The sequence below is a fragment of the Coriobacteriaceae bacterium genome (assembly GCA_025993015.1).
Lineage (GTDB): Bacteria > Actinomycetota > Coriobacteriia > Coriobacteriales > Coriobacteriaceae > Collinsella.
Window position 1 is genome coordinate 709,872 of sequence record DAJPFV010000001.1, and the last position, 23,023, is coordinate 732,894.

The 23,023-nt window shown below is 58.7% G+C and carries 17 protein-coding genes and 1 tRNA gene; 2 read left to right on the plus strand and 16 right to left on the minus strand.

Translation table 11 applies throughout. From position 1 onward, the window contains the following. Window positions 1–110: 110 nt before the first annotated feature. From OIL77_03065 to OIL77_03125, 13 genes are all read right to left on the minus strand, one after another. Window positions 111–1,094: a DMT family transporter gene (locus tag OIL77_03065; GenBank protein HJI44404.1), complete on the minus strand. Its 984-nt coding sequence runs from the start codon at window positions 1,092–1,094 to the stop codon at window positions 111–113. Window positions 1,095–1,433: 339 nt separating this feature from the next. Continuing rightward, window positions 1,434–3,623 (minus strand): YhgE/Pip domain-containing protein, encoded by a 2,190-nt coding sequence (locus OIL77_03070; GenBank protein HJI44405.1) that lies wholly within the window; start codon window positions 3,621–3,623, stop codon window positions 1,434–1,436. Further along, the gene (locus tag OIL77_03075; protein HJI44406.1) at window positions 3,624–6,365 is read right to left on the minus strand and encodes a YhgE/Pip domain-containing protein; all 2,742 of its coding nucleotides are present in this window, start codon (window positions 6,363–6,365) and stop codon (window positions 3,624–3,626) included. It abuts the gene before it with no gap. Window positions 6,366–6,889: 524 nt separating this feature from the next. Then, window positions 6,890–8,914: a molecular chaperone HtpG gene (htpG, locus tag OIL77_03080; GenBank protein HJI44407.1), complete on the minus strand. Its 2,025-nt coding sequence runs from the start codon at window positions 8,912–8,914 to the stop codon at window positions 6,890–6,892. A 202-nt stretch (window positions 8,915–9,116) separates the two neighbouring features. Beyond that, window positions 9,117–9,617, minus strand: a complete 501-nt coding sequence (locus tag OIL77_03085) for a GNAT family N-acetyltransferase (protein ID HJI44408.1) — start codon at window positions 9,615–9,617, stop codon at window positions 9,117–9,119. 39 nt (window positions 9,618–9,656) lie between these two features. Beyond that, a complete protein-coding gene (locus tag OIL77_03090) occupies window positions 9,657–10,307 on the minus strand; it encodes a phosphoesterase (protein ID HJI44409.1) in 651 nt (216 codons plus the stop codon). A 17-nt stretch (window positions 10,308–10,324) separates the two neighbouring features. After that, window positions 10,325–11,062: a CpsD/CapB family tyrosine-protein kinase gene (locus OIL77_03095; GenBank protein HJI44410.1), complete on the minus strand. Its 738-nt coding sequence runs from the start codon at window positions 11,060–11,062 to the stop codon at window positions 10,325–10,327. A 2-nt stretch (window positions 11,063–11,064) separates the two neighbouring features. Continuing rightward, window positions 11,065–11,721, minus strand: a complete 657-nt coding sequence (locus tag OIL77_03100; protein ID HJI44411.1) for a Wzz/FepE/Etk N-terminal domain-containing protein — start codon at window positions 11,719–11,721, stop codon at window positions 11,065–11,067. A gap of 195 nt (window positions 11,722–11,916) precedes the next feature. Beyond that, window positions 11,917–13,341, minus strand: coding sequence for an ATP-binding protein (locus OIL77_03105; GenBank protein HJI44412.1), 1,425 nt, complete (start codon window positions 13,339–13,341; stop codon window positions 11,917–11,919). 3 nt (window positions 13,342–13,344) lie between these two features. Next, window positions 13,345–14,073 carry a response regulator transcription factor gene (locus tag OIL77_03110; GenBank protein ID HJI44413.1) on the minus strand — a complete coding sequence of 243 codons (729 nt, stop codon included), beginning with the start codon at window positions 14,071–14,073 and terminating at the stop codon, window positions 13,345–13,347. A gap of 64 nt (window positions 14,074–14,137) precedes the next feature. Continuing rightward, window positions 14,138–15,013 (minus strand): phosphate ABC transporter ATP-binding protein PstB, encoded by an 876-nt coding sequence (pstB, locus tag OIL77_03115; protein ID HJI44414.1) that lies wholly within the window; start codon window positions 15,011–15,013, stop codon window positions 14,138–14,140. A gap of 103 nt (window positions 15,014–15,116) precedes the next feature. Next, window positions 15,117–16,355 (minus strand): HAMP domain-containing histidine kinase, encoded by a 1,239-nt coding sequence (locus OIL77_03120; protein ID HJI44415.1) that lies wholly within the window; start codon window positions 16,353–16,355, stop codon window positions 15,117–15,119. Between the two features lie 26 nt (window positions 16,356–16,381). Then, window positions 16,382–17,077, minus strand: a complete 696-nt coding sequence (locus OIL77_03125; protein ID HJI44416.1) for a response regulator transcription factor — start codon at window positions 17,075–17,077, stop codon at window positions 16,382–16,384. Between the two features lie 197 nt (window positions 17,078–17,274). Here OIL77_03125 and OIL77_03130 point away from each other — a divergent pair, with 197 nt between their 5' ends. Beyond that, window positions 17,275–18,615, plus strand: a complete 1,341-nt coding sequence (locus OIL77_03130; GenBank protein HJI44417.1) for a serine hydrolase — start codon at window positions 17,275–17,277, stop codon at window positions 18,613–18,615. Between the two features lie 160 nt (window positions 18,616–18,775). Here the strand turns inward: OIL77_03130 and OIL77_03135 are convergent, their stop codons facing one another. From OIL77_03135 to OIL77_03145, 3 genes are all read right to left on the minus strand, one after another. Continuing rightward, the gene (locus tag OIL77_03135; protein HJI44418.1) at window positions 18,776–19,648 is read right to left on the minus strand and encodes a TM2 domain-containing protein; all 873 of its coding nucleotides are present in this window, start codon (window positions 19,646–19,648) and stop codon (window positions 18,776–18,778) included. Between the two features lie 453 nt (window positions 19,649–20,101). Continuing rightward, window positions 20,102–20,192 (minus strand) — tRNA-Ser (locus tag OIL77_03140). Window positions 20,193–20,401: 209 nt separating this feature from the next. Next, the gene (locus OIL77_03145) at window positions 20,402–21,484 is read right to left on the minus strand and encodes an AAA family ATPase (GenBank protein HJI44419.1); all 1,083 of its coding nucleotides are present in this window, start codon (window positions 21,482–21,484) and stop codon (window positions 20,402–20,404) included. A 208-nt stretch (window positions 21,485–21,692) separates the two neighbouring features. Between OIL77_03145 and OIL77_03150 the strand changes: the two genes are divergently transcribed. Beyond that, entirely contained in the window at window positions 21,693–22,985 is a 1,293-nt protein-coding gene (locus tag OIL77_03150; GenBank protein ID HJI44420.1) for an IS30 family transposase, read from the plus strand. Window positions 22,986–23,023 lie beyond the last annotated feature (38 nt).

Sequence of the window (23,023 nt, forward strand, 5' to 3'; positions counted from 1 at the left end):
CCTCCAGTATCGTTTTTGCAGCAAGCACTTTGATAGCATAAAGTGCAAGGTACTACTTTAAGGGCGAGGCATAAAAAATGCCGCCCCGGGAGGGCGGCGCAACAAGTTGTTTACAATTGCGGGCGCGGCTTTCGACGCAAAAAATCGAAGTGAGTCTCGCTCAAGATAATCGACAGGAAGATGAGCGCGAAGCCGGCGAGCAGGCGCGAGGTGAGCGCCTCCCCCATCAGCAGCACCGAGAACAGCACACCCGAAGGCGACTCCATCGAAAGGAGCAGCGAGCCCGTCGAGGCCGGGACATGCGCCAGGCCGACGTTTTGGATGAGCAGAGCCACGCATGTGCAGCCCACCGAGAGAAACGCCATCGCAGTGATAAAGCTCGGCGTCCACACGGACAGAGGCGCTTGGGTCTCGAATAGCAGCGACGTTGCCAGGCTCAGCACGCCGTTGCCCACAAACATCCAAAACGTGATGACGTTGATGTCCATTTTGCGACCGTACTTGGCAGTCACCGCCATCTGGATGGCGAAAAAGACCGCACCCGCCAGCGTAATGACGTCACCGATGTTGAATTCAACGCTATCGAGCGCCACCAAACCAATGCCCGCCAAGCACAGCAGTGCCGCGCCCAGGTTATAGCGGGTGAGTTTTTCGCCGCTCAGAAAATAGCTCGCGAACGGCACAAGGATGCAGTACGTGCCCGTCAAAAAAGCATTCTTGCCCGCCGTAGTATGTGCCAGACCGACCGTCTGCAACGCATAGGCCGCCCACATGAGCACGCCCATACTCAGGCCAACGATCAGGTTGCGAGCGTTGAAATGTGCAATGATGCGCTTGTGGAAGACGGCAAACATGACCAACGCTGCGGGCAGAAAGCGTACATAGAGCAGCTCGAACACCGGAATGGTGTCGAGCGCATCCTTCATAGTGGTAAAGGAGTAGCCCCAGATAATCGCCACCGAAAGCAGCAGAACTTTCCAGAACAGCGGCGAGCGAGCGCCGGCGCCGCGGGAGGTGCCGCCCGCGCCTAGGTCCTCGCGAGCAACAGGGCTATCGGGCAAGTTTTCGATTTCGTTGGCAGCGTATTGGGCCATGGAACATCCTCACACTCAAACTGGGCGTGGTGTCCGCACGCGTAAGGCTGCGTGCCGCCTCATGGTCAAATAAAAACGGGACGCGCCGGACCCCCGGCACGCCCCGCTACTGTAGCAACAACCAAGCAACCCGTGCAATCCAGCCCACTAAAGCGTTTTGTTCCGCCGTTCTACCGAACGGCGGACCGGCCGACGCTGCGCGAGCCGCATTCACACCAATCTGACGTTCAATTTCAAGGGCGCGACCAGAAGGTCAGCGCCCTTTCATTTCACGTCACCTTGGCGCAAATGCGGCTCGCTCGCTGACATTGCCGCAGCATCAGCGTTTACATTGTTGCGCTAGATTAATTTAGTACTCTCCAGCTTTTCGATGATCCAGTCGTTAGCTTTGATAACCGGACGGCGGAAGACGACGCCCAGGGCCAGCGACGGAATCAGGTAGCTCGCCAAGATACCCAGCTCAATCCAGTACTCCATATGGTAGGCACCGGCCATGGCGGCGTGCATGGCGTTGATGCCGTGAGTAAACGGCAGGAACGGGTAGATCGCCTGGAACACGGGGCCGGTCATCTCGATGGGGAACGTACCGCCCGAACCGCCGACCTGCATGACCAGCAGCACGACGGCGAGGGCCTTGCCGATATCTCCAAACGATACCGTAAGCGTGTAGACGATATTGGAGAACACTAGACTCGCGACCCAGCCCGCCAGCACAAACTGCAGGGGATTGTCGCACTGGATGCCAAAGAACAGAATGTCGCCCGCGCACACGAGCGTTGCCTGCAGCAGAGCCAGACCGCCAAAGAACAGGTAGCGACCCAGGTAGATCTCGTGCAGGCGCACGGGGATGAGCTCGTTGATAAGCTCATCGTCAACCGAAACCTTCATCATGGCCGCCAGTACGATCGAGCCGACCCATAGCGACAGAATCGTGTAGAACGGCGCCATAGCCGAGCCGTAGTTGCGGATCGGATAGACCGGCTTGCGATCGAGCGCAACGGGGCCGGAAAGCGACACGGCGAGGCCCTCGGGGTCGCTGCCAATCATTGTCTTAATCATGGCCAGGTCACCCGAGATCAGAGCGCTATCAAGCTCGTCCTTAAAGGCACTGATCTTGTCCGACGCCTCGCCCAGCTGATTGGAAGCCTTGTTGACCAGCTTTGCAGCCTTGGAGAGACCCTTCGCGAGCGAACCAGAGGCGTCGGTCAGACCGCTCACGGCGCTATCCAAGTCACCCGAGATACCGTTCAGGGAATCCAGAACGCCCGAAATGGTCTTCTTGAGCTCCTTGGCCTTAACCGAGAACGTAGAATCGTAGTCGGACTTGGCACCCGAGATACCCGCCTTGGCATCGGCGATGGCCTGGTCGACCTCGGCACGCGAATTGTTGACCTCCGCCATGCTGCCCGAAAGGGACTTTGCGGTCGCCGTCAGGTCCTTCGCATTGTTACGGTACTCCGCGGCAATTCTGCCCAGCGACGTCGCAGCGGACTTGAGGCCGTCTTTGAGCTTGTCATCACTCACCTGGTCGGCAAGGTTGCGGAGCCGATCGGCCATCGCATCGATATCGTCAGCACGCGTATTGAGCGCCGCTGCGGCTTCGTTGAGCTGAGACACCGTAAGGTCAACATGCTGATTCGCGGCATCGAATGCCTTCGCAAGCTCGGCGGACACGTTGTCGAACGAGCCCGCGCTTCCGTCAATCGCCGCGTCAACGGCATCGCTGGCGGCCTTGAGCGCTTCCTTGGAATCATTGATTCCGTTCTTGGCGTGCTCCATCAGCTGCTTCGTCGACTCATCAACGGTGCCCGTCTGCTTGAGCATGCCACCCGCCGATGTCAACGAATCGGACGTAGAGCTCAAAATGCCCGCGAGTGACGTCGCGCTCGCCTGAACGTCCTGCAGGTCCTCGACCGAATCGCCCAGTGTAGAGGACAGATTGGCGATAAAGTTGCTCACCTGGTCGGTGCTCATATAGTCGAGCAGGCTGGACACGGTCTTAAGGCCGATAGTCGTAATGGTCTTGGTAAAGGTCTCGTTGACCTGGCTCTGGACGGCGCTCGAGCCCTTCTCGGTCACGATCTGTGCGATGGCGTTGGCCTTCTGGTTCTCATAGAACTCGATATCGGCGTGCTTCACGTCGGTCGAGAAGAGCGTCATCATGTCTGCGCTAAAACTTTTAGGGATAACAACGGCCGCATAGTATGCGCCCGACTTAACGCCCTCAATCGCCTTATCGCGGTCGTTGAGGACGACCCAGTCGAAGTTCTCGTTGCCGCGCAGGGTGGCGGTTACGTTTTCGCCCACGTTGACCTCGACGGGAATCAGATCGCTCTCGTAGCCCTCGTCAGTGTTGACCACTGCAATTTTAAGGTTGCCGGTATTGCCGTAGGGATCCCAGCTTCCGGCGATGTTAAACCACGCGTACAGGCACGGCACGATGATCAGGCCCATCACAACAACCAAGCCGATCACGGAGCGGGACACGTTTTGGACATCGCGCTTAAACAGGTGCAGGATGTTTTTCATTTATGCCTCACCTCCTTTAGAGTGCTTGCCAAGCGGGGTGGTGTCCCCGTCGTTTCCGCTTACGTTGTCAACGTCGTCGACATCTTGAGCCTTACGATGCGCACCGATATGCGGCAGACGGCTCGTGGGCTGTTCGCTGTCCTTGGTGCCCCGCTCGCTGGCGTTGAGACCAAACATGCGACGGGCAGCAGGGATGGCAGCCGTGTGCTCGCGCATCTCGCGGCGAAGGTCCTCGTCCGAAAGCGCCGAGATACGCATCTGGGTATTGAGGCTCGCACGGATGTACTCGATGTTGATGAGCCAGCCACAGATGGCGATAACCGAAATGATCCAGATAACGAGCAGGATAATCTTGCCGTTATTGTCGATATCGAGCACCGTCGAGAGCACAAAGAGCAGGACCTGCACGCCTACCACGGCAGCAAAACCGCCCTTGATGTAGTACGGGTAGCGATGCTCAAACGCCACGGCATGATCGAGCAGCTCGCGACGGTACGAATCGGAATCGAGCATGACGCGCATGGCCGTGCGCAGCGAATAGCGCTGGCGCGGCAGGTCGTTGGACTCGCAGATCATGAGGCCCGTCGTGGAAAGCTGCTTATCAAAGAGCAGGTTAAGGTTGAGCAGCAGCGGACGCAGCTGCAGGCCGATAAAGAGCGCCACGATCAAGAACACGCCCAGAATGCACAGGTTGAACAGGTAGTTGAACGAATACATGCCGCCGACCGTCTCGCGCAGCAGATTGATGCCGTAGGTAAAGGGCAGCAGCGGGTGCAGCCACTGGAAGAAGCCGGGCATCATCTCGATGGGGTACATGCCCGACGAACCCGGGATCTGCACGATGACGAGAATGACGCCGATAGCCTTGCCGATATGCTTAAACGTGGTGGACAGCGCATAGATGATATTGACGTAGGTGAACGAAATGGCGATGCCGCCCAGCACGAACAGCAGCGGGCTGACGCACTGCACGCCAATCACCAGATCGCCTACCGTAACGATGATGGCCTGCAACGCGCCCAGGATCACCAGGAGCAACCAGCGGCCAAAGTAGCCCTGACGCGCGGTAAAGCTGCCGATGCCTTCGCGATCGACCTCGAGCTTGTAGATGGCGATAAGCACGTAGCCGCCCACCCAAAGCGCCAGGTTGGTATAGAACGGGGCAATGCCCGAGCCGAAGCTCTTAACCGGATAGATCGACTTGGACGCGAGCTCAACCGGAGATGCCATGAAATCTGCCACGTCATTGACATCGACGCCCATCAGATCGGCCAGCTCGCCCATGGACTCGGAGGTCTGCAGCGCCGCGATGTCATTGGCGGCGGTTGCAAGCTTGTCCTGGACCTTGGCAAGCGAGGAATCGGTCTGGGACAGCGTGGTCTTGGCCTGGCCGAGCGTAGCGCTAAGCTGCGCCAACGTGCCGCGCGCATTTGCAAGTGTAGGTGTCATACCCGAGACGATACCGGTCAGGTCGCCCGAAACGGCAGCAAAAGAGTCGAGCGCGCTCGAGGCCTTCGGCAGCGCGTTTTGGCCCAAGTCCGTCTGGGCTTGGCCAAGGTTGGTCGCACCGGTATGAATTGCGTTATTGATAGCGTCACTGGCACCCGAAACAGCCGCTGCGTCATTCGCCATGGCGCTCGACTGCGCGGACAGACCGTCCTTGATGCTCTGAAGCTTTTCATTCTGCTCTCGAAGCAAATCGATGGTCGATACAATGCGCGCGTCAATTTCCTCGGAACCTGTCGACGTGTCATTGGCGAGAATCTCCAAGTGCCCGATAACGGCCTTATTGTGGTCGATCGTCGCTTGAAGAGACTCGAGCGAGTTGTCGATACGGGTGGTCGTAGATGTGACCGCGCCCGTCAGCTTGCCGATGGCAGCGTTCGCAGAGGCCGACGTCTTGGTGAGCGCAAGGCTGCCTTCCGAGAGCGCCTTGGAGAGCGAGGTGATGGAGTTGCCCGCCGTGGTGCGAGCTTCGCTCAGCAGGTCGTTGCCCTGGGAGATCGCCTGCGTCAGCGACGGTGCCTGGCCTTGCAAGCCGGCAAGTGCCGCATCAGCCGAGGCGATAGCGCCGCTCGTCTTATCGATGGCGGCATTCATATCGCCAATCGAATCGCGCACCTCGCCCAAGGTGTCGGACGCCTCGGACACCGAACTTGCCAGCGAGTCCTGAGTCTGGGTTGCCTTGTCCTTTAAATCGACACCGGCATCCTTGGCGATACCGGCAACAGTCTTGCCTACCGTAGAGACAAATTCCGAGTTGATCTGCTCCTCGATGGTGTTTGCACCGGTATCGGTAACCTTGGGCGCAATGGCGCTCTTCTTCTCATTGACGTAGTACGTGAGCTTGGGCTGATGGTAGTTGCCGTCGAGCATCGAAACCAGGTTATCCGAGAAGTTCTTGGGAATCACGATAGCGGCATAGTACTCGCCGCTCTCGACGCCCTCCTTGGCATCGGCCGTCGAGTCGACGAACGTCCAGCCCAACTGATGATTCTCCTTGAGCTGGTCGACCACTTTGTCGCCAGCGTTGAGCTCACCCACCAAGTCGTTTTGGGTGCCTCGATCGTTGTTGGCGATAGCAATCTTGATGCCTTGGGTGTTTCCATACGGATCCCAGTTTGCCACGATGTTATACCAGGCATACAGCGAGGGAATAACGCACACGCCTAGGGTAACCACCAGGGCGACGGGGTTCACAAGCAGTCGCTTAATGTCGCGCTTAAATATCGCAAAGGACACCTTTGCATTGGATAGTTTGCTGCCGAGACTCACGCTTGGACCATCCATCCTGTCGTTAAATCGAATCGTACTATCGACAACCATTGTAGTAGGCGCTTTAACGTCTCAAAGCACAATGGTGTTGAGTTTTGCGGGTAGCAATATACTACGAAGATGAGTTAACGTACAGATGTACAGTATCCTAAATTTCAGCAGGTCACAAAACCACAACCCGCACAAATTAGCAATTCAAATAGTCATCGGGGACGTTCTTAAACGACTAGTCAAACAAAAACGTCCCCAATGACTACTTAGGACCACGGCAACGTCGATGTTTTGGCAATGCCAGCGAGCGGGCGCCAGAGCGAACAAATTGGCATGAAAAGAGGACGGCATAGACCTTCTGGTCATGCCGTCCTCTTTGAATGACAAGTTGTCGCTCTGGCGCCCGCGCAGCGTCGACTGGTCCGCCGTTCGTTAGAACGGCGGAACTGAGGGCAGCGTCGAGCCGTTACGCGGTTTGGTAAAACCGCGTAAATACCTAACTACATCAAGTTGCAAACAGCTGCTGCGAAGGCAACGGGGTCCTCGGGCAGAATGCCCTCGACCAGCAGGGCCTGGTCATAGAGCAAACCGGAGTACTGCTTGATCTTGTCGGCGTCGCCCGCCTTCTGAGCGGCGACGAGCTTGGAAAAGACCGGGTGCTTGGCGTTGAGCTCGAGCACGCGCTGGCTCTTGGGCATACCGTCGGGCGCGCCCTCGGGACCCTTCTGGAGCACCTTCTCCATCTCGAGCGAAAGCGGGCCCTCGGTGGTGATGCACGCGGGAGCATCGGTCAGGCGCGCAGAGACGGCAACCTTCTCGACCTTGTCGCCGAGTGCCTCCTTCATGGCGTTAAAGAGGTCCTCGTTCTCCTTGGTGGCGTCCTCGGCCTCCTTTTTCTCGTCCTCGGTCGCCAGGTCAAGATCACCGGTTGCGACGTTCTTGAGCTCCAGGTGACGATCCTCAACCTCGGGCTCGGCACCATCGGCCACGGCCTTCTCGGCAGCCTCGCGGGCGGCATCGTCCTCGTAGATCTTGGGCATATCAGCGGCAACGTACTCACGCATAGCCTGGAAGGTGAACTCATCCACGTCCTGCGTCAGCAGCAGCACGTCATAGCCGCGGTCGAGCACGCCCTTTACCACGGGCATCTTGGCCAAGCGCTCACGCGAGTCGCCGGCGGCGTAGTAGATGGCCTTCTGATCCTCGGGCATGCCCTTGGCATACTCGGCCAGGGTAATCATCTTCTGTTCCTTGGCAGACCAGAACAGCAACAGATCGGCGAGCTCATCGGCCTTCATGCCATAGCTCGAGTAGATGCCGTACTTAAGACCGCGGCCAAAGTTCTCAAAGAACTTCTCGTAGGCCTCGCGGTCGTTGTCACGCATATCCTCAAGGTCGGCGGTGATCTTCTTTTCCACACGCTTGGCGATGGCCTTGAGCTGACGGTTCTGCTGCAGCGTCTCACGCGAGATGTTGAGCGACACATCGGCGGAATCCACGACGCCGCGGACAAAGTTGTAGTAGTCGGGCAGCAGGTCGTCGCACTTCTCCATGATCAGGACGTTGGAGCTGTAGAGTGCCAGACCCTTCTCGTAATCCTTGCTGTACAGATCGAACGGCGCGCGGCCCGGCACAAACAGCAGGGCATCGTACTCGAGCGTGCCCTCGGCATGGAAGCTGATGGTGCGCGCAGGATCGTCAAAGTCGTGGAACGTGGACTTGTAGAACTCGTCGTAGTCCTTCTGCTCGACATCGGAGCTGTGCTTCTTCCAGATCGGCGTCATGGAGTTGACGGTCTCGAGCTCCTGGTAGTCCTCGTACTCGGGCGTGTAGTCATCGCCAGCATCCTCGGGCTTGGGCTTCTGGCGGCTCTTGGACACCATCATCTGGATCGGGTAACGCACATAGTTACTGTACTGCTGAATTAGGCTCTTGAGGCCCCACTCGGTCAGGAAGCGATCGTAGGTCTCGGCCTCGCCGTCGGCATCGAGCTTCTCGTTCTCGCGCAGCGTCAGGATGACATCGGTACCGTGCTCGGCACGCTCGCCGTCCTCGATGGTGTAGCCCTCAAGACCGTCGGATTCCCACACATGGGCGACATCCTCGCCGTAGGCGCGGCTGACGACCTTCACATGGCTGGCGACCATAAAAGCCGAGTAGAAGCCCACGCCAAACTGGCCGATGATGTCGACATCGGAGCCCTGCTGCTCGGCGTTCTCGGTCTTAAACTCCTCGGAGCCGGAATGGGCGATGGTGCCCAGATTGCGCTCGAGCTCCTCGGCGGTCATGCCAATGCCGTTATCCGAGATGGTAATGGTGCGGGCGTCTTTATCAAAGGAGACGCGAATGGCCAGGTCGCCCTGGTTGATCTTGACGCTCGGATCCTGCAGGCTCTTAAAGTTGAGCTTGTCGACGGCGTCGCTCGCGTTAGAGATAAGCTCGCGCAGGAAGATTTCCTTATTGGTGTAGATGGAGTTGATCATGAGGTCGAGCAGTTTTTTGCTCTCGGTCTTAAATTGACGCATGTGCAGTCCTTTCGCGCTACCCCCGTCCGCAAAAACGGCCCGGTTGCCCGAGCCGCATCGCAGACCTGCTATGTTCAGACTTAGATTTTATAACCCAATAGCGCGCATATATACATACGGAATCGAAAAACTGTATGTCCGAGCGCTCCAATGCGTCAATTGCCAAGGAGTGTCCCCAGCTGCCGGCAGAAAAGGAACGTCCCTATCTGCCATCTACGCGCTTGGCCATCCAGACATGGGGCTGGCCCTCGTCTTCGTAATCTACCGGGGCAATTTGCGTGTAGCCCGCCTTTGCATAGAGCGGCAACACGTATTCCTGCGCATGCAGCTTAATAAGCTTAGCGCCGGCATCGCGTGCACACGAAGCACTGGCCTCGACGATCGCACTCGCCAGTCCGCGACGACGCATAGCCGGCAGCACGGCGACGCGCCCCATAATGTAGGCCTCCCCCGCCGCAACGCCTTCGTCCATGTCGCATGCCGGCAACACCGGGGCCTCTGCGTCAGCCACGCGCTCAAGCTCCTCGGGAAACACGCGCGAGCAACCGGCAAGCTCGCCGTCTACATAGAGCGTCACATGAATGCAGTTCTGATCCTCGTCGATAGCGTCGAACTCATTCTCGTAGCCCTGCTCGTCCATAAAAACGACGCGGCGCACCAACGCCGCGTCATCAAAGCATCCCGTCTTAAGTTGGATATCCATGGCTGCCCTTTCATTCAATGCGAACGTTAGGGACAGATATTAGCGAAAATGAGCTCCGCGCACGCTAAACTTCGCGCGAGCCTTCGCCAGGCAGTCGTAATGACCCACGTTATGGGCATCGCTCGCGATGAAGCTGTACAGGTTCTGATCGAACAGGCGCTGTGCCGGCTTTTTTTCGCGACCAAAGCGACCGCCGGCAATAAAGTCCGCCGAAGCCTGCAGCTTGCAGCCCATATCGACCAGGCGCTCCGCCACGCTTACATCCTTTTGAACCGCACGATAGCGCTCAGGATGAGCGATGATCACCTGGTAGCCACGGCACTGCAAATCGTAAATCGTGTTCTCGTACTCTCTAAACGCATACGCATCGGCATGCGTCGAAAGCTCGAGCAGAAACTCGTTGGTTCCATCGAAATGCAAGTGCTCCGCGGCATCGATACCAAGTTCAACGAGCTTTCGATGGTTGACCTCGAAGCCCATCTGGAGCGGAAAACCGTCAGCGTTATCACGCAGCAGTTCAAAGGCATCCCACATCTTGTCGTAATCAAAATAGGGATCACGGCAGTGAGGAGTGCAAACGATTCTGGTTACACCGGCCCGCTTGGCAGCCTCGAGCATCGCCAAGCTCTCATCGAGATCGGCGGCGCCGTCGTCTACACCCGGCAAGATATGGCAATGAATGTCACGCATAGGTCAGCCTTAATCAACTAAACGTTTGCTCGGTTGGTGAAGATGCCCTTTTTGGAAGTCCCCTGATCGTCCGAGCCCTTCTTCACCTTCTTACCGTCCTTGGTGTAGTAGGAGTAGTAGTACTCGCTGGTCTCGGTCTCGCAGTAGTTCATAACGGTACCGATGAGCTTGACCTTTTCGGACTTCTTAAGCTGGCCGATAGCGTTGAGTGCCTCCTCGCGCTTGGTGAAGTCCTCGCGCACCACGAACAGCGTACCGTCGGTCAGGCTGGCAATCTCGGCAGCATCGATGAAGGTGCCGACCGGGGGAGCATCAAAGATGACGTACTGGAACTTGGCGGACAGTGCCTTTACCAACTTGGCAAAGCGGTGAGAGACAATGATGTCGGCAGGATTGGGAATATGCGGCTCGGCATCGAGGAAGTAGAAGTTCTTCTGACCCGTCTCGACAATTGCCTGGTCAATGGAGATCTGCTCGGAAAGGACCGCATAGAGTCCGCCGCGCGAACGAACGCCGAGCATATCGGAAAGGGACCTGCGGCGCATATCGGCCTCGACCAGGAGCACGGACTTGCCGCTCGTGGCGATAGCCTGGGCAAGGTTGATGGAAACCGTAGACTTGCCCTCGTTGGGAATCGAGGACGTGACGGTAATAGTGCGAATGGGGTCGTCCACGCTCGCAAAGCGGATGTTGGCCAGAAGGGTCTTGGCGGCATTCTGTACAACGAGCTTATCGGTGTTCTTTGCCTTAGCCATGCCTATTTACCACCTTTCATAGCCGGAATTCGGCCAACAACGGGAATGCCCAGGAGCTCTTCTGCCTCTTCGGCACCGCGGATGCGGGTATTGAGCATGTCTGCCAAAACGACATAGGCGACTGCGATAAAGATACCGGCGAGGAACGCGACAGCAACGTACAGCATACGCTTGGGACCGCTGGGGGCTTCGGGGGTCTTAGCCTCGTCGATAACGTTGATGCTCTGGGCAGCGCCGACGTTCTGAGCGACCGTACTCACCGAGCTGGCCATGGCCTTTGCGACCTTAGCCGTCTCCTTGGCATCGGTGCCGGTAACCGAAAGCGTAATGACACGCGTGGTGGTCTCGGAGGAAACAGACACCTTGTAGTCATCCAGATCGGTGAGGCCCAGTTCATTGGCTGCGCCGCTCTTAACGCTATCGCTATCCAGCAGCGTGGCGATATCGTTGGAAAGCATCTGACTCGCCGAGAGATCGTTGTAGCTCATCTGACCGCTATCGTCGGTCTTGGCGAGAATGTACATGCTCGTCGTCGCGGTATAGGTGTTGTCCATCGCAACGAAGGACACGATGCCCATGGCGATCGCGCAGACCACCGGAAGGGTGATGACCAGCTGAAGGTGCTTCTTCAGCAGCTGGAACAGTTCGAGAAGGGTCATGCAGCTTGCCTTTCATTTCCCCAGTTCGGATTGACAAAACTGTCCGTATGTTATCGCATCTTTTTACCGAGACCAAACTCTATACATAAGAAACAGGCTCTCCTGTAAAAATGTCGGAAGCAATCGTAAAATTGCACAACAACGCCGCACCCGAAAGTCAAATGCGGCGTCTGCATCAATATCTATGTTATATCGCTATGCGAATGGCTCGTCCTGCTGTATGGGAAACGTCACCGTAATGGTGGTTCCCACGCCCAACTCGCTCGACAGATCGAGCGTGGCGTGATGATACAGGGCCGCATGCTTGACAATGGCAAGCCCCAGACCGGTTCCGCCGCGTGCCTTGGACCTACTCTTGTCCACGCGGTAGAACCGCTCAAATACCTTGCCCTGTTCTTCAGGCGCGATACCGATTCCCGTGTCGGCGACCGCAAGGAACGGATGGCCTTCGTCGTTGGTGCCGCACTGCAGCGTAACCGTACCGCCGGGTCGATTGTAGCGGATGGCGTTGCTTGCCAGATTATAGATGAGCTCGTCAATCAAGCGCGACACGCCCTCGATGACCACAGGCTTGGTCTCATGACTTATCGTCACATTCGCCTGACGGGCGACCTGTTCAAGACGCTGCTCGACCGCGTAGATGGCACGCGAGAGCTCAATAGGCTCCGTGGACCCAATGGGCACCGCCTCGCCCTCAGCTGCACGCTCGGCCTCGTCCAAGTTAGACAGCGTAAGGATATCGTTGACAAGCGCTGCCAAGCGGCCCGCCTCACGATAGATGCGACCGCCAAAGTTGCGCAGGTCGCCCTCGCCCTCGACCATGCCGTTTGCGATGAGCTCGGCATAGCCCGAAATCGCCGTAAGCGGCGTCTTGAGCTCATGGGTGATATTCGCCGTGAACTCGCGGCGCATACGGTCGTTGTCCGCCAGCACCGCCATTTGGCGCTTGAGCTCCTGGCGCTGCGACTCAATACGCTCAAGCATGGGGACCATCTCGGCATAGGCGTGCTCATAGCTACGGCGTGGGTGGTCCAAATCCACCTCTTGCAAAGGCGCGATGATGGCACGGGACTCGCGGCGCGCCATAAAAAACGAGAGTACCGCACCCGCTGCTGCGATAAGCAGCATCGGCGCCACCATCGACAGCAAAATCGCCGCAACGCCAGGCTGGGCCTGCGCCAAGCGGACAACCTGGCCGTTATCAAGGGCGACGGCGCGATACAGCATAATCTCGTCGAGCGTAGAGCTTGCGCGCTCCGCGGAACCCGAACCACTCTCAAAGGCCTCGATGACCTCGGGGCGATCGCCATGGTTGGGCAGTGTGGAAGGCGGCGCCTCGTTGTCGTAGGCAACCGATCCATCCTTGTTAATCAGCGTGATGCGCAAGTCCTCTCGATCGAGGCTACGCAAGAACGGGATGGGCTCCTGCTGCTCGTCGAGGGCGGCAGCAATGAGCTCGGTTTCTTGCGCCAGGTTGGCACTCGTGGCATCCGCCAAGGTGTTTTGCACAAAGAACGCACCCAGCACCGTAAACGCCACGATAACCGCCATGGCGCAGACAAAGATCGTCACAAAAACGCGGTGCGACAGCGTATGTTTTCCCTGGGGGGCGAAGACCACGGGTTACTCCTCCGATGCGGTGGCCGCGGTGTCGTCACCTTCGGCACCATCACCGGCAGAAGGCTCGGCCAAGCGGTAGCCCACGCCGCGCACGGTCTCGATGGCGCTGGCATGCTCGCCCAGTTTTTGGCGAAGCGTCTGCACGTGCACGTCAACGGTGCGCGAACCGCCGTCGAAGTCCCAGCCCCACACGCTCTGCAGCAACGACTCGCGGGTAAAGACCACGCCGGGCTTGCGCATGAGGTACTCGAGCAGGTCGAACTCGCGCAGGGTGAGCTTAAGCGACTCGCCGGCAACAGTCACCTCACGATGGCTGGGCGAGAGCACGATGTCGCCCACGCTGAGCACATCGCTTGCCTGTTTGACCATGCCGCCGCGACGCAGCAGTGCGCGGCAGCGGCTGGCGAGCTCCATGAGCGAAAACGGCTTAGTCAGGTAATCGTCGGCACCGCCATCGAGCGCCATCACCTTGTCGAGCTCGGTATCCTTGGCGGTAAGCATCATGATGGGCACCGTCGCCGTCAGGCGATCGGCACGCAGTCGACGCATAATCGCCAAGCCATCGGTATCGGGCAGCATGATGTCGAGCAGGACGGCATCGGGTACCCGTCGCGCCACGGCAGCCTTAAACTCACCGTCGCACGAAAAGCCTTCGGCCTCAATCCCCTGCTTGCGCAGCGCATAGACCGTCAAATCCCTGATGTTGTCATCGTCCTCGACGTAATAGATCATGTTGAACCCCTTTGCGGCCGGCATGACCGCATCTTAACCCTAAAGGTACCTTTACTAGATGGTATCAGCCAAAACGCCCCGTCAAATAATCCGCCGTGCGCGGATCGGTCGGATTCTTGAAGAGTTGCGCGGTGGGCGCGTGCTCCACCAGCTCACCCAGCAAAAAGAATGCGACCGAATCGGAGATACGCGCCGCCTGCTGCATATTGTGCGTAACGACCACGAGCGTGCAGGTCTCTTTGAGCTCGCAGGCCAGCTGCTCCACCACCAGCGTCGATACGGGATCGAGTGCCGAGGTCGGCTCGTCCATCAGCAGAATGTCGGGCTGCACGGCAAGTGCGCGGGCGATGCACAGGCGCTGCTGCTGGCCGCCCGAAAGACCCAGACCCGACTCTTTGAGCTTGTCCTTGGCCTCGTCCCACAGGGCGGCGCGTCGCAGGGAGTCTTCGACCAGCTCGTCGAGCACGACGCGATCGCGCACACCCATACCGCGCGGCCCATAGGCGACGTTGTCGTAGATGCTCATGGGAAACGGGTTGGGGCGCTGGAACACCATGCCCACGCGCTGGCGAAGGCGGCAGATGTCGTAGTCGCCCAGGATATCTTGACCATCGAGCGCAATCTTGCCCTCGATTCGGCAGTCCTTGATGCCGTCGTTCATGCGGTTAAAGCAGCGCAGCAACGTGGACTTTCCGCAGCCCGAAGGCCCGATGAACGAGGTAATCTGCTTGTCGCGGATCTTGATATTCACATCCTTGAGCGCATGGTGGTCGCCATAGAACAGGTCGAGGCCCTCAACATCGATTCGCGTCGGCGAGGCGGCAAGATCCTCTGCCGTGGGGCGAGTCGCATCCCCAACCTCGCGCTCGTGCGCGGCCTCGGCCTGCGCTTTCATGAGTTCTTCAAGCTCCGTGGGCTCCACAGCCGCAGCAGCCGTCATACCGCATACCTCCACATCGATATCAATTCAGCAGTATCGATAGTAGGAATCGCGGCTCATATGCACGTGAGCGCATTGTCAAGTGTTTGTAAGGGCACGCTGGCTATGCGGCGGGCAGCTCGATGGTGAATATCGTGTGTTCGGGCGTCGATTCACATGCAACGGTACCGCCGTGCGCGCATACGATCTCCTTGGCGATGGCAAGCCCCAGTCCAGCGCCGCCGCGATTGGTCGCACGCGCCGCATCCAGGCGATAGAACTTCTCAAAGATCACCTTGAGCTTAGCCGCAGGGATGGGATCGCCCTGATTGATAAAGCGCACGCGCACGCCACCGCCGTCCCGGCGTCTGGCCTCGATCGTGATGGTCGAGCCCTCATAGCTATAGGCAATAGCGTTTTTCATGATGTTGTTGAACACGCGAGCCATTTTGTCGCCATCCACGAGCACCGTCAGGTCCTCGCGAATATCAACTTGGACTTCCTTATGCTGCTCGTTGAGGATGGGATAGAACTCGTCAGTCACCTGAGCCAGCAGCAACCCCAGATCAACATAGCCGCGCGTGAGCACGATATCGTGGAAGTCAAAACGCGTGATATCGAAGAACTCTTCGATGAGCGTATCGAGCCGGTGCGCCTTGTCGAGCGCCACGCCCGTAAAGTGCGCACGTTGCTCAACCGGCAGCTCGGGAGCCTCTTGCAGCAGCGAAAGATAGCCCACCACACTGGCAAGCGGGGTGCGTAGGTCATGTGCCAAGTACGTGACCAAATCGTCCTTGCGATGCGACTCGTCACGCAGAGCTTGCTGCACCTTGCGCTCACGGTCACGCACGCGGTTAAGGGCGCCCTCGACCTCCAAGAAGTCGCCGTCGATGTTATCCCAGGTGTCGGGGTGATCGATCAGGCGATCTTGAATACGAGCGGCCAGCACACAATCGGCATGCTGCTCGCCCTGCTCGTAGCCCTGGTAGTACAGGGCGCGGCCACACAAGAACAGCACGCACGCTGCAAGCGCCAGCACAAAGCCAAGCATGTTGAATACAAAGCCGGCATCGAACAGCACCGGCCCTTCGATGCCGCCGAGCGCCATGGCGCCAATCGCCAACGTCATGGCCCACGCGGCGCCGCCAATCACCACGCAGCGGCACACGATCTCAAATCGATCGATCAGCAAAAAGCCGACAAGCAGCACCGCCAAGATTCCGACGATGTTGTCGATGCCAATCAGCAGCAGGCTCAGCAAAAAGAGCAGCACCGTTGCAAGCGCGCGGTTGTCGACGACCGACCTCACGTATTCAAAGAGCCGATCGGGCACCTCGAACGCTTGCCTATCGTCTTTTGTCATATCAAGATCCTCACAAGCGAAAAGCGTTATTCGATGATGTAGCCGACGCCCCAGACGTTTTTGATAAAGCGTGGCTTTTGTGCGTCGTCGCCGATCTTTTCACGCAAGTGGCGAATATGCACCATCACCGTATTGTTGGAGCCGGGCATAAAGTCCTCGTTCCACACCGCGCGGAACAGGTCCTCCACGGCCACCACGCTGCCGCGATGCTCGACCAGATACAGCAAGATTGAATACTCGGTGGGCGTGAGGCGAACCGGTGAACCGTCCACTGTCACGGAACGAGCATCGCGGTTGATCTCCAAGCCGTCGAGCTGGAGGGTCGGCGACTCGGCCGCCTGTGCGCGGCTACCGTAGCTGGTGTAGCGGCGAAGCTGAGCGTGCACGCGCGCGATGAGCTCCAGAGGACGAAACGGCTTAACCACGTAATCGTCCGCGCCAAGCGAAAGGCCCTCGATCTTGTCTTGCTGGGCATCGCGCGCCGTCAGCATGATCACGGGATAGGTATGGCTGGAACGGATCGTACGCAGCAGCTCAAAGCCATCGATATCGGGCAGCATGACATCCAGCAGCGCCAGATCGAACTCCTGCTCCAAGATTGCCTTGGCAGCATCGGCCCCGCTATAGGCAATCTGGACATCAAAGCCCTCTTTTGTAAGGTAGATACCAACCAAGTCGGCGATGGCCTTTTCGTCATCAACTACCAAAATGCGCTCGTTCATGCGTGCTCCTCTCGCGCTCCATTATGCCCGAGGGGGCGCCCGTCACACACAACAAGCGTGGGTGATTAAGTCGGCCTTAAGCACCCTTGTGCCCGTTCGGGCGCGGATGTGGGCCACGCACGCACGCGATGATCGCCGACGCCGGCAAACGATATACTCTTGTTCCAGAAGAGACCATCCCGTCGAAAGCGAAATCCGTGAAGTCCCTCACCTCTTTTGCAAAGCGCTCAGCCCAGCTTGCCGCCGGCTTTGTCTGCGCTATCGCCCTTGCCGCTGGCGTGCCCACCGTCGCCGGCGCCCAAGTGCTTACGACCGACAATGTTTGCGGCAAAACCGCCGATGCGCGCGGCATCACGGCCGAAAACCTGCCCGATATCGATGCGACCAATGCCCTCGTCATGGGCAAAGACGGCACCGTCTACTATGGGCGCGGCGCCGATGAGCAGGTCAAAATTGCCTCGATCACCAAGGTCATGACCGCAATCCTAACCGTCGAGAATTGCAAGATGGACGAGAAGGTCACGGTGAGCAACGCTGCAGCCACCGTGGGCAATTCGACCGCCGGCTTGCTCGAAGGCGACAAGCTTACCGTGGAGCAGGCGCTGCGCGGCCTGATGATTCCCTCGGGCAACGTCGCCGCCATCGTGCTCGCCGAATATGTGGGCAAGAAGATCGACCCTAAGACCAAAGACGCCGAGGCCACCTTTGTGAAGGCCATGAACGAGCGCGCTAAGAAGCTCGGCTGTACCGGTACGCTTTTTGAAAACCCGCATGGTCTGGACTTTGATGAGTGGGCTGGCGATATGCACTCAACCGCACATGACGTGGCGCTGATGATGCAGGAGGCCATGAAAAACGACACGATCCGCGAGGTCGTAGCGAGCGAGGATTCCTGGATCGAGGTCACGGGCGCCGACGGCACCGACCATTCGCATTCCATGGACACGCATAGCTATTTGCTGGGCCAAGATGGCAACATCGGCGGCAAGACCGGCACCACCGACGACGCGGGCTATTGCTTTACGAGCGCCTACAACCGCGACGGCGACGAGATCTACACCGTCGTTTTGAACTCCACCACCACCGACCAGCGCTTTACCGATACCGCAACCCTTGCCAATTGGTACTACGGCCACAAGATCACGGTCGCGATCGCCAACACGCAGGAAAAGACCGCCAACGGCAACCCGCTTATGGCACGCATTAGCCAGACAGATTGGACGGACAAGACGATCGACGCCACGCTCGCCGACCCCACGGCGCAAGCGACCGTGTTTTCCCTTGCCGGCGAGGTAACCGAAAAGGTTAGCTACGACGATCTTTCGGGCACGGTGCATGTGGGCGACAAGGTGGGCAGCGTTACGCTCAAGCAGGACGGCACCAAGATTGCCGTCGTGGATTTGGTTGCCGACGAGGAAGGCTCGGGGCCGAATCCCATTGAGTGGCTCCTTGTGAAGCTCGACCGCCTGGGCCGCCGCATCGACAACCGCCCACTTGCGGCAGAGAGCGAGACCGTAGCCAAGGCACCCGAGGTGTAGGGCTGGGGGAACATTACATTTGAGATTGGAGAGGCGTCCAACGGGCGCCTCTTTTTGAATACCTCTTAAACGGGATGCGTCAGAATCACCAAAGCGACATTGCTAGCCGTTTACCTTCGCTGTGTCTTTTCGGACCTTGAAAACGGGTCCACCGGGCATGCTAGTAGATCCTTTCGACCTCCTTGGTCAAGGCCCTGAAAAGATCCCCAGCTGAGGGGTCTGCCCCAGGACACAGCGATTGCCAGGCACCCGTTTCTCCGATGGTGCCCGCACTCGTCATAACAAGATCGTCGCTCCGCCTGCGAATGGAAACACTAACGGAGCGGCCATTATGGAACCCATGGATATCGACTTTATTTATGCGCCCATCAGCTAGATAACTAATCATGACATTGATGCTGTCACCATACTCCGGCAATTCGAAGCCGTGGGAATCCATCAATAGCTTCACGTCCTGATGGTAAATGCGGGCCTCGACGACATTCTTGGGCATTTTCCCCGTCTTTGTTGGAGAGCAAAAGCTGATGCTTGGCTCCTCTTCGCTCATGCCTCGGTCAAACCTAAGCATGCACGGGCATACCGACTCAATGGTTCGCAAGGCGTCCGCCGCGACCTTTTCCTCGGTAAACATCTCCACGTCGATGCCGTTTTCTTCCATATAGGCACGGTTTTTACGTTGAAGCTCTAGCCGAGCCGCAGCCTCCCCATCTCCACGCTGTTCCCAATTTCCGGAGTCGGCGACATTTCGATCGAATGTAGAATCAACGGAACATGGCGCTTGCTGTTGAGTCTGATCACTGTCGCCGAGACGCCTTAGCTCGGAGCGTCTCATCAGTAGTGTCACAATATCAAACAGCCAACCAAATCCAAAAAGGCCAAAGGTAAAGAGATATAGAAAGAAGCTACCCCACATCCGTGCATACGCCCTATGAGCGCCCGACCACCCAAGAAGGAAGCATAGCAAAAGCGCCTTGTTTGCCCTGTCAACCGACGTAATCTCTCGAGTGAGAGATTTCTGTTCAGGCTTCGCCAAAGGTGTAATTTCATGCGATGAAACAGTAATTGAGGACGTCCTTGACGCCGAGCTCCGAGCGCCTGATTTAGCAACGGCGCGAGCGACATCCCCAACTCCGACGGTCGTTCTGCTGTATACGGCATTGTAAGCAGCCTTCTTCGGATTTTTGATCCACCCCATGCCCTTCTTACCATAGCCGGGGATTATCGCCCGCTTTACCGCGCGCTTCGCTCTGCCGGTCGTTCTTGCCTTGAGTGATGTCTTTAGATTCGGCTTACGCAGCCCGACCTTTACCATATTTCTACTCCATCCCCTCGGAACCCCACACCGGGGTGCACGAGCACGCCTGGGTCTCCCCGTTTTCAAGCGCCCCGTGTTTGCCTAATGTTCACGCCCTTTCGGACTCTAATCCCCAGCTGCCATTCTTGATAAAAAAAAGGCCCCAAATGGGACCCTTCTTCAAAGTCATACTGGCGGAGAGCTGGGGATTCGAACCCCAGATGCCCTTTTGGGGCATACTCGCTTAGCAGGCGAGCACCTTCGGCCTCTCGGTCAGCTCTCCGTAACAGCCGTTCTATAGTAACCAAACAGCCGAAGTTGGGCAAGGGGAATTTTGAGGCGTTTCCTCTTTTACCTCTCTTTTACCAGTAAACGTCTCAGTCAATCATCTCAACCTGTAACATCTGCAGGCCGTAATCCCCTCCAGATGTTACAGGTTGAGACAAAGATACAAGGACGGCCCCAGCGACAGCGCGGACAGCCCATTCTTTATTAGTCCTCTCGAACGGTCTCCAGCAGATAATCGCGCATGTACGGAATTGCAAACGAAACACAGCCATAGCCCGCGGGCTCAATCAACCCCGCATCGATCAGACGCTTGCGATATGACCCAACTTTGTTCGCCGACAAACCCATCTTCTTGGCGATATCGCCGTTGGCGATATCGACGCCCTCGCATTGAGCCATCGCCGCGAGATACTGAAACTGCCGTTCCGACACCCTGCGCAGCGCTGGGGCAATCACCATAGCATTAAAGCTATCAAGAGCCGCCTGGATACCCTTACGAGCCGCCTCTTCGCTCACGCTCTCCGCCCCACTGCGCGCAGCAACCTGCCAAGCGTAATATCCGACCAGCTGGACCATAAAGGGATAGCCTGCCGAAGCTTTTGTTAATAGCTCAGCGGCACCTTTGTCGAGCTCCTTGCCCGCTCGTCTCATCGTATCCTCAAACGATCCGCCAACTTCAAAATCGGAAAGCCGAGTAAGTTCAACATGTTTGGCTCGCTGAAGGAACGTCAACGTATCATCCACCACCACGCCATCTACCGATGTCGGCAGCCCGGCGAAAGCGAAAGCGACATTCGCTCCTTGGCGGATCAAGAGCTGCATCTCATTGCCTAGCTCGCGCATTTCCTCAGTTGAGGCATCCTGGATCTCGTCGAGCGTAATGAGCAGACCACCGCGCTTCGCAGCATCGTACATCGCCTCGCCCAGATGAGAGGCCGACTTCGACATCTCCATGGAGCCAAGGCTGACCCCTAAAATCGATGGGGAAATCGAGATTGATTCAAGACGAACGTTTCGCTGCAGAGCCTCGAGGATTCTATTGCAAAAACCAGCATTGGAGGCAACGTCAACGACCTCGAATCCTTTTTTGCGTGCAAGGTCACCCAATGCATTAAGGAGCACCGTTTTACCTGTGCCTCGGACGCCCGAGATGCGCATGAGTCGATCGGGGGCACCAGGACCATTCTCAAGAGCCTCGGCAAAGTCATCCAAAACAGTGTCCCGTCCGATAAGCTCAGGCGGATTCATGCCCGCCGTTGGCTTAAAGGGGTTAACAGCTTTCGTCATTCTGCCCTCCTCTGCTAGTTTTAACAACTTTAACAAAGTTTAGCAACTTTAGCAGAGTTTAACAGTTTTAGCAGGCTCGGCGGCTTTATGCCTTGATTATCGACTTCATCCGAACACCTCCCACATTCATCCGCACATGTGCGGATGAATGTGGGAACCCGATACCCTGAGGGCCGGACCGGCCGGCCCCGGAAGATCGGAGGACGGCATGTCCGGAAAGAGGAAGAAGGGTTCCGCGAAAGCGGCCCCGAGGGCCTACGGAAGGCTCACGAGGCACGAGCGGGACACGGTCCAGAGGATGCTGGAGCGCAGGGCCTCGTGCAGGGAGATCGCGAGGGAGCTGGGCAGGTCGCCCTCGACGGTGAGCGCCGAGGTGGCGTCGCACAGGTTCGTGACGGCGCCGAAGCCCAGGCGCGGCGAGCGCGTGGGCGCCGGCACCGACCTGTCGGCGGCCTGCCCGCGCCTGGCGGCGTGGCCGCGCTGCTGCAACGGGTGCGGCCGCTACCGCGCGGTGGGCTGCAAGCGCCGCCCGCACGTCTTCTACGAGGCCCGGGCCGCGCAGCTGTGCGCCGACTCGGTGCTCGTCTCGTCCAGGCGCGGGATCGACGCCGACGAGCCCGCCGCGGCGGCGAGGCTGGAGGCCATCAGGGACTGCCTGCGCCGGGGGCTGTCGCCCGAGCAGATGGCGGCGCGCAACGGCGGGCCGGTGGACCTGTCTCCCTCGACCATCTACCGCTGGGTCTCGGCGGGCTACGACGGCATGACGAACATGGAGCTCAGGCGCAAGGTCGGCTACAGGCCGAGGAGGCGCGCCGCCGGGCGGGCGGCCACGCGCCACTCCGCCCGCAGGTCGTATGCCGCGTTCCTCGCCCTCGGGGAGGACGCGTGCGCCGCGGCCTGGGAGATGGACACCGTCGAGGGCGCCCGGGAGGACTCGGCCTGCCTGCTCACGCTACTGCACCGCCCCAGCAGGCTGCAGCTCGCGCTGCCGCTGGGCGGGAAGACCTCCGGGTGCGTCGCGGCCGCCCTGGAGGGCGTCCGGGCGGTCCTCGGCGCCGACGGGGCGCGCCGCGTGTTCCGCGCCGTGCTCACCGACAACGGCGCCGAGTTCTCCGACGAGGGCGCGATCGCCGCGCTCCTCGGCGAGGGGCCCGGCGAGACGAGGCTGTTCTACTGCGACCCGCGCCGCAGCGACCAGAAGGGCGCCTGCGAGCGCAACCACGTCGAGATCAGGAAGCTGCTGCCCAAGGGCGCCGGGCTCAGGTTCGACCGGCTATCCCCGGCCGACATGGCGCTCGCCATGTCGCACGTGAACTCCGAGCCCCGCGGCGCGCTCGGCTTCTCGACGCCCGCGCGCGCCTTCAGGGCGATGCTCGGGGACGATGCGGCGGCGCTGCTTGACGCCTACGGCGTGGAGGATGTGCCTCTGGCCGAGCTCGACCTGACGCCGGGACTCATCGAGAGGGCGCGCGCAGAGAGGGGCGATGCCCCGCTGGCCTAGCCTGAAGGCAAAACGGAATAGACTGACCGACCGTCCGG

Bases quoted from the DNA above. Each gene is read 5' to 3' on its own strand.
- OIL77_03065 (HJI44404.1), bottom strand. From the start codon at position 1,094: ATGGCCCAATACGCTGCCAACGAAATCGAAAACTTGCCCGATAGCCCT.
- OIL77_03070 (HJI44405.1), bottom strand. From the start codon at position 3,623: ATGAAAAACATCCTGCACCTGTTTAAGCGCGATGTCCAAAACGTGTCC.
- htpG (HJI44407.1), bottom strand. From the start codon at position 8,914: ATGCGTCAATTTAAGACCGAGAGCAAAAAACTGCTCGACCTCATGATC.
- OIL77_03085 (HJI44408.1), bottom strand. From the start codon at position 9,617: ATGGATATCCAACTTAAGACGGGATGCTTTGATGACGCGGCGTTGGTG.
- OIL77_03090 (HJI44409.1), bottom strand. From the start codon at position 10,307: ATGCGTGACATTCATTGCCATATCTTGCCGGGTGTAGACGACGGCGCC.
- OIL77_03095 (HJI44410.1), bottom strand. From the start codon at position 11,062: ATGGCTAAGGCAAAGAACACCGATAAGCTCGTTGTACAGAATGCCGCC.
- OIL77_03100 (HJI44411.1), bottom strand. From the start codon at position 11,721: ATGACCCTTCTCGAACTGTTCCAGCTGCTGAAGAAGCACCTTCAGCTG.
- OIL77_03110 (HJI44413.1), bottom strand. From the start codon at position 14,073: ATGATCTATTACGTCGAGGACGATGACAACATCAGGGATTTGACGGTC.
- pstB (HJI44414.1), bottom strand. From the start codon at position 15,013: ATGACGGCTGCTGCGGCTGTGGAGCCCACGGAGCTTGAAGAACTCATG.
- OIL77_03120 (HJI44415.1), bottom strand. From the start codon at position 16,355: ATGACAAAAGACGATAGGCAAGCGTTCGAGGTGCCCGATCGGCTCTTT.
- OIL77_03125 (HJI44416.1), bottom strand. From the start codon at position 17,077: ATGAACGAGCGCATTTTGGTAGTTGATGACGAAAAGGCCATCGCCGAC.
- OIL77_03145 (HJI44419.1), bottom strand. From the start codon at position 21,484: ATGACGAAAGCTGTTAACCCCTTTAAGCCAACGGCGGGCATGAATCCG.
- OIL77_03150 (HJI44420.1), top strand. From the start codon at position 21,693: ATGTCCGGAAAGAGGAAGAAGGGTTCCGCGAAAGCGGCCCCGAGGGCC.